General features: G+C 75.8%; 5 protein-coding genes. 3 read left to right on the top strand and 2 right to left on the bottom strand.

Annotated features, from left to right (window positions below; genetic code table 11):
* A partial coding sequence (modA, locus tag EF903_RS27065) for a molybdate ABC transporter substrate-binding protein (RefSeq protein ID WP_260615985.1) occupies positions 1-801 on the top strand: 801 nt, incomplete at its 5' end.
* A 37-nt stretch (positions 802-838) separates the two neighbouring features.
* Positions 839-2,770, top strand: a complete 1,932-nt coding sequence (locus tag EF903_RS27060; protein WP_125547495.1) for an ABC transporter permease — start codon at positions 839-841, stop codon at positions 2,768-2,770.
* Positions 2,771-2,787: 17 nt separating this feature from the next.
* Here EF903_RS27060 and EF903_RS27055 read toward each other — a convergent pair whose 3' ends face one another.
* Together EF903_RS27055 and EF903_RS27050 are read right to left on the bottom strand one after the other, a co-directional pair.
* Positions 2,788-3,291, bottom strand: a complete 504-nt coding sequence (locus EF903_RS27055; RefSeq protein WP_125547493.1) for an FBP domain-containing protein — start codon at positions 3,289-3,291, stop codon at positions 2,788-2,790.
* 99 nt (positions 3,292-3,390) lie between these two features.
* On the bottom strand, positions 3,391-5,460 hold the full coding sequence (locus EF903_RS27050) for a SpoIIE family protein phosphatase (RefSeq protein WP_125547491.1): 2,070 nt from the start codon (positions 5,458-5,460) through the stop codon (positions 3,391-3,393).
* A 64-nt stretch (positions 5,461-5,524) separates the two neighbouring features.
* Here EF903_RS27050 and EF903_RS27045 point away from each other — a divergent pair, with 64 nt between their 5' ends.
* On the top strand, positions 5,525-5,998 hold the full coding sequence (locus EF903_RS27045) for an SRPBCC family protein (RefSeq protein ID WP_125547489.1): 474 nt from the start codon (positions 5,525-5,527) through the stop codon (positions 5,996-5,998).
* Positions 5,999-6,173 lie beyond the last annotated feature (175 nt).

Genomic DNA, 6,173 nt, shown 5'->3' with positions numbered 1-6,173 from the left:
CCCCAGCACCGCACCGCCCCGGCCGCGGCAGTCCTGGCCGCCGTCCTGCTGCCCGCCCTGACCGCCTGCGGCGGCGGCAGCGCGGCCGCCGGGGCGGGCAGCCCGTCCGTCTCCGGACCGGCGTCCTCGGCCGCCGCGGCGAACCTCACCGTCCTGGCGGCCTCCTCCCTCACCGACGTCTTCAAAACGGCCGGCGCGGCCTACGAGAAGGCGCACCCGGGCAGCCGGATCACCTTCTCCTTCGCCGGCTCCCAGGAGCTCGCCGCCCAGGTCAGGCAGGGCGCCCCCGCGGACGTGCTCGTCACCGCCGACACCAGGACGATGGACGGCCTCGCCGCCGAGACCGCCGCCCCCTCGGTCATCGCGAAGAACCGCCTGGTCATCGCCACGGGCAAGGGCAACCCGTTCAAGATCGGAGGGCTGAAGGACCTCGCCGACAGCAAGATCAAGGTGGTGCTCGCCGCGCCCGAGGTCCCGGTCGGCCGCTACAGCCGCCGGATCCTCGACGCGCAGCAGGTCCGGGTGGCACCCGTCTCGGAGGAGCCCAACGTCCGCGCCGTGCTCGGCAAGGTCGAACTCGGCGAGGCCGACGCCGGCCTCGTCTACGCGACGGATGCCGCCAAGTCCGCCGGCAAGGTGGCGACGGTGGACATCCCGGACGGGCAGAACGCCGTCGCCTCCTACCCGGCCGCCGCGCTCAAGCAGTCGAAGAACGCGGCGGCCGCCGCCGCGTTCACCGCCTGGCTGAGCGGCCCGGAGGCGCAGAAGATCCTCCAGGACGCCGGCTTCCAGAAGCCGTGACCGCCGCCCCCGCGCCCGAACGCCCGAGCCAGGAACCATGAGCAGACACCGCACCTCCCGCAACCGGCCGCCCGCGGCGCTGGCGCTGCCCGCGCTGCTCGCCGTCGTGTTCCTGCTGCTGCCCCTCGCCGGGATCCTCGTCCGCACGCCCTGGTCCGAACTCGGCGGCCACCTCGGCAGCCCCGGCGTCCTCGAAGCGCTGCGGCTCTCGCTCGTCGTGTCGTTCTGGGCGCTGGGCCTGTCGCTGCTGCTGGGGGTGCCGCTGGCCTGGCTGCTGGCACGCGTCGACTTCAGGGGCAAGGCGTTCGTGCGGTCTCTGGTGCTGCTCCCGATGGTGCTGCCGCCGACCGTGGGCGGTGTGGCGCTCCTGCTCGCCTTCGGACGGCGCGGACTGCTCGGGCCGTGGCTGGAGGACGCGTTCGGCCTCACCCTGCCGTTCCACACGTCGGGGGCGGTCCTCGCGGCCACGTTCGTCGCCATGCCGTTCCTGGTGATCAGCCTCGAAGGCGCGCTCGGCGGCCTGCGGCCGAGCTACGAGGAGACCGCCGCCTCCCTGGGGGCCACGCCGGTCCGGGTGTTCTTCACCGTCACCCTGCCGATGGCGGCTCCGGGCCTCCTGGCCGGGGCGGCGCTGACCTGGGCCCGCGCGCTGGGCGAGTTCGGTGCGACCATCACCTTCGCGGGCAACCTGCCCGGCACCACCCAGACCCTCCCCCTCCAGGTCTACCTGCTGCTCCAGGACCGGCCGGAGGCGGCGACGTCCGTCTCGCTGCTGCTGCTCGCGATCGCCATGGCCGTGCTGATCGCGCTGCGGGGACGCTGGACGGGCGCCCCGCTCCCGCGCCGCCGGCCGGCGCCGCAGCTCCCGGAGGACGCCGCACCGCAGGCGCCGTACGAGGCCGGGGAGGCGCCCGCGGTCCCCTGCGACGGCGAACGCTGGCCCCTGCACGCCGCGGTCACCGGGTACACCGAGCTCACCCTGGACGCCGCGCCCGGCACCACCATCGCCGTCGTCGGCGAGAACGGCGCCGGAAAGACGACCCTGCTGCGCGCCCTCCTCGGGCTGACGCCGCGCGCCGAGGCCGAACTGCGGCTCGGCGACACCGACGTCACCGCCCTGCCCCCGCACCGGCGCCGGGTCGCCTGGGTCCCCCAGGACGGGGCGCTGTTCCCGCACCTGAGCGCCCTGGCCAACACCGCGTACGGGCTGCGGGCGCGGGGAGTGCCGCGGGCGGAGGCCCGCCGGGAGGCCCTGCGGTGGCTGGAGCGGCTCGGCGTCGGCGACCTCGCCGGCCGCAGGCCCGGCCAGCTGTCCGGCGGGCAGGCCCAGCGGGTGGCGCTCGCGCGGGCGCTCGCCGCCCGGCCGCGGCTGCTGCTGCTCGACGAGCCGCTGGCCGCCCTGGACCAGGCGACCCGGGCCCGCGTTCGGCATACGCTGCGCGCGCACCTGGCCGGGTTCGGCGGGGTGTGCCTGCTGGTGACGCACGATCCCGTCGAGGCGGTGTCGCTGGCCGACCGGGTGCTCGTCCTGGCCGGCGGGCGGACCCTGCAGGACGCGCCGCCCGCCGAGGTGGCCCGGCATCCGCGGTCGCCGTGGGTGGCGCGGATGCTGGGCCGGAACGCCTGGGCCGGGACCGCGTCCGCCGAGGGGCTCGCGCTGCCCGGAGGGGGCCGGCTGGTGGTGGCCGAGACGCTGCCCGCCGGGGCTCCGGCGCTCGCGGTCATCGGGCCGGAGGCGGTGTCGGTGCACCGCGAGCGGCCCGCCGGCAGCCCCCGCAACGTGTGGCCGGGCAGGGTACGGGAGATCACCTCGGTCGGCAGCCGGCTCCGCGTGCTCGTCGCCTCGCCCGGCGTGCCCGACCTGGTCGCGGAGATCACCCCGGACGCGGCCGCCGAGCTGGGACTGGCCGACGGGGCGCAGGTGTGGGCGAGCGTGAAGGCCACGGAGGTGACCCTCGTCGGCCTGTGACGCGCCGGGGGCCGCCGTCAGGCGGTGATGCGGGCGGTGAGGGCGTCCAGGTTGGCCAGGGCGCGCTCGACGCGCTCCTCGACGGTGAGCGTCTCCTCGTAGGTGCGGGTCCGCAGCTTGGGCAGCCGCTTGCCGCGCAGGTAGAGGGAGCAGGCGAGGTCGGCGCAGACGTACGAGCCGACGGTGTTGCCGTCGCGGCCGCGGGCGCCCGCGAGCGGGGCGACGAGCAGGGACACGCCGGAGGCGGCGTGCGCGGTCAGGCAGATCTGGCAGACGCTGGACCTGACGGCGCTGGTGCGCTGGGTAACCGGGACGCGGAGGCCTATGCCGGTGGCGGACCCGTCGGCGCCGCGGCGCACGAGGTAGGCGCGCAGCGGGGCCGCGGGGTCGACCCAGCCGAGGAAGTCGAGGTCCTCCCAGGGGAGTTCGCCGAAGTTCGGCGGGAGCTTCAGCCGCGAGGCCTCGCCCTTGGTGCAGTTGACGAAGGACGCGCGGATCTGCTTCTCGGTGAGTGGTTCCATGGGAGGCCACGGTACGTGGCCATGGCAATGATCTTCATCCGGATTTTCCGTGCCGCCTGCCACGGGCCGCCCCGCGGGCCGCGCCTCGCGGGCCTGTCCTCACGGCCCGGCGGGGTGCTCCGGCACGGCGAACTCGCACCAGACGCACTTGCCTTCGCCCCGGGGCTGCACGCCCCAGTCCTGCGCCAGTTCCTCCACGAGCAGCAGTCCGCGCCCCGAGACGGACCAGTCGCCGGCCTGGCGGCGGTGCGGCAGGGCGCTGCTGGAGTCCTCGACCTCGATCCGGATGCGGCCCTCGGCGGTCATGCGGAGGCCGACGTGGCCTCCGCCGTCGGTGTGGACGAGGGCGTTGGTCATCAGCTCGTCCGCCGCCAGCTCGATCTCGTCCGTCAGCTCGCGGGCGCCCCAGGCCGCCGCGGCCGCCCGGATCAGGTGCCGGGCCGTCGACGGGCCGTGCGGGTCGCCGGGCGCGAGGCGCAGCCGCAGGGGGCCGCCGCCGCGCGGGGCGGGGGTTCCGCGGCGGCGCAGCAGGAGCAGGGCCATGTCGTCGCGTCCGCCCGCTTCGCCGGTCAGGTCGCACAGGACGTCGGCCAGCTCCTCCACGTCGGCGGGGCCCGTGCTGACGGCCCGTACGAGGTCGCGCATGCCGGCGGCGCGGTCGGAGCCGCGCCGCTCCAGGAGGCCGTCCGTGCACAGCACGAGGGTGTCGCCGGGGTGCAGTTCGACGCTGGTGACGGGGTAGCCGGTGCCGGCCCCGGGCTGCTCGTGCGGCGGTGCTCCGAGGGGCGGCCCCCCGGCTACGGGGACGGTGTGGCAGGTGCCGTCGCCGCGCCGGACCAGGGGGTCGTGGTGCGCGGCCCGGACCATGCGCAGCATGCCGGTGGCGAGGTCCATCTCCGCGTAGGTGCAGGCCGCCACGCGGTCGGTGGCGAGGTCGTGCAGGAAGGCGGAGGCCCGCGCCATGGCGGTGTCGGGGGTGTGGCCCTCGGTGGCGTACGCGCGCAGGACGATCCGCAGCTGGCCCATGACGGCGGCCGCGTCGGTGTCGTGCCCCTCGACGTCGCCGATCATCACGCCGACCCGGCCCTCGCCGAGCGGGACGACGTCGTACCAGTCGCCGCCGATCTTCCGCCCCATCCGCGCGGCCCTGTAGCGGACGGCGATCCGGGTGCCGGGGACGTCGGGGATCCGCCGCGGCAGCATCGCCCGCTGCAGGCCCTCCGCGAGGTCGTGCTCCTGCTCGAACAGGATGGCGCGCTGGAGGCTCTGGGCGATGCCGCTGCCGAGGGCGACGAGCAGGTTGCGCTCCTCGGCGGTGAAGTCGCCCTCCCGCCGGTAGAGCAGGCCGAGGGCGCCGATGGCGCGGCCCTGCGCGATCAGCGGCAGGTAGACACCGCTGTGGACGGCCAGCGGCTCGATGTACTGCCACAGGTCGGGGAAGCGGAGCCGGAACTCGTCGCGGGAGGCGACGAAGACCGGCTGCAGGCTGCGGACGGCCTCGCTCATGGGGAAGCGGGCCTCGACGCGGGTGTACTCGATCTCCGGGACGTAGGTGCCGAGCTGGCCCTCGGCCACGAGGTGGATGCGGCCCCCGTCGACGATGCCGAGCATCACGCTGACGGCGCCGAGGTGGCCGAGGGCCTCCGGGTCCTTCAGCACGTCGGTGACGTCGTTGACGGTGCGGGCGTGCGCGAGGATCGCGGTGGTCCGCTCGACGACGCCGGTCATCCGGCGGCGACCCTCGTCGCGGTCCCCGCCGGCCCCGGACTCGCGGGGGTCGTGGGCGGCGTCGCGGATGATCCCGATGATCCGGTACGGGCGGCCGCCGGGCTCGCGGAGGATGTGCCCCTGGATGTGGGTCCAGGCGGCGGTGCCGTTGCGGCGGCGGCGCCGGACGTACGCCCCGTAGTGGCTGCGCCCGTCCTTGAGGGCCTGCGCCACGCGGGCGTCGAGGCGGGCCTCCTCGGGGGGTGCGAGGCGGACGCGCAGCCCGGCCGGGGTGCCGTTGAACTCGTCCGCGCGCAGGCCCAAGACCTCGAGGGCGGTTTCGTCCAGGTGCATACGCCCGCTGTCGAGGTCCCAGTCGAAGGTGCCCATGTGGTTGAGCGCGAGGCTGGTGTCCGGCCGCGCCGGCCACTGGACCTCGGGGCTCGGTCGCCTTTCGGCCATGCTGCCAGGGTCTCACCGATCGGCGCCGCGCGCGGGGATCCGCGGGCGGCGCGACAATCCGGGTATGGACGGTCCCCTGGTGGTCGTGGAGCGTGAGGTGGCCGCTCCGGCGGAGCGCGTGTGGCGGGCGCTGACGGACCTGGAGGCGATGCCGCGGGTGCTGTCGGGCGTGGAGGCGGTGCAGGCGCTCACCCCTGGTCCGTTCGGGGTGGACACCCGGTGGCGGGAGACGCGCCGCATGTTCGGCGCGCGGGCGACACAGGAGATGCGGGTCAGCGCGTGCGAGGCGCCGCGGCGCTACGTCGCCGAGGCCTTCGACTCGGGGGTGCGCTACGCGTCGGAGTTCAGGGTGGAGGAGCGGGCGCCGGGGCGCAGCGTCGTCCGGATGGCGTTCTCGGCGTCGCCCGCGCCGGGCGGGAAGCCGCCCGGTGTTTTCCTGCGGCTGCTGAACCGGCTGGGGACGCGGGCGGTGGCCCGGGCGGTCGCCAGGGATTTGGCGGACGTGGCCGCGGCCGTCGAGGCGGCCGGGCCCGGCTGACGGCCGTCACGGCCGGGGCGCACCCGCGCCGCGTGCCGCCGTGCTAGGTGTATTGACCCGGGAGGTTGTGGACGGGTGGTGCAGGTCTCGGTTGTGGGGTCTTGAACGGGTGAGGGCCTTCCGGGTTCGGTGTGGATTGCGACGTCTACACCGACCAGAAAGGCCCTCGTGCCCC

This window comes from Streptomyces sp. WAC05292 (assembly GCF_003949955.1).
Classification (GTDB): Bacteria; Actinomycetota; Actinomycetes; order Streptomycetales; family Streptomycetaceae; genus Streptomyces; species Streptomyces globosus.
This window is presented reverse-complemented; position numbering and strand designations above follow the sequence as displayed.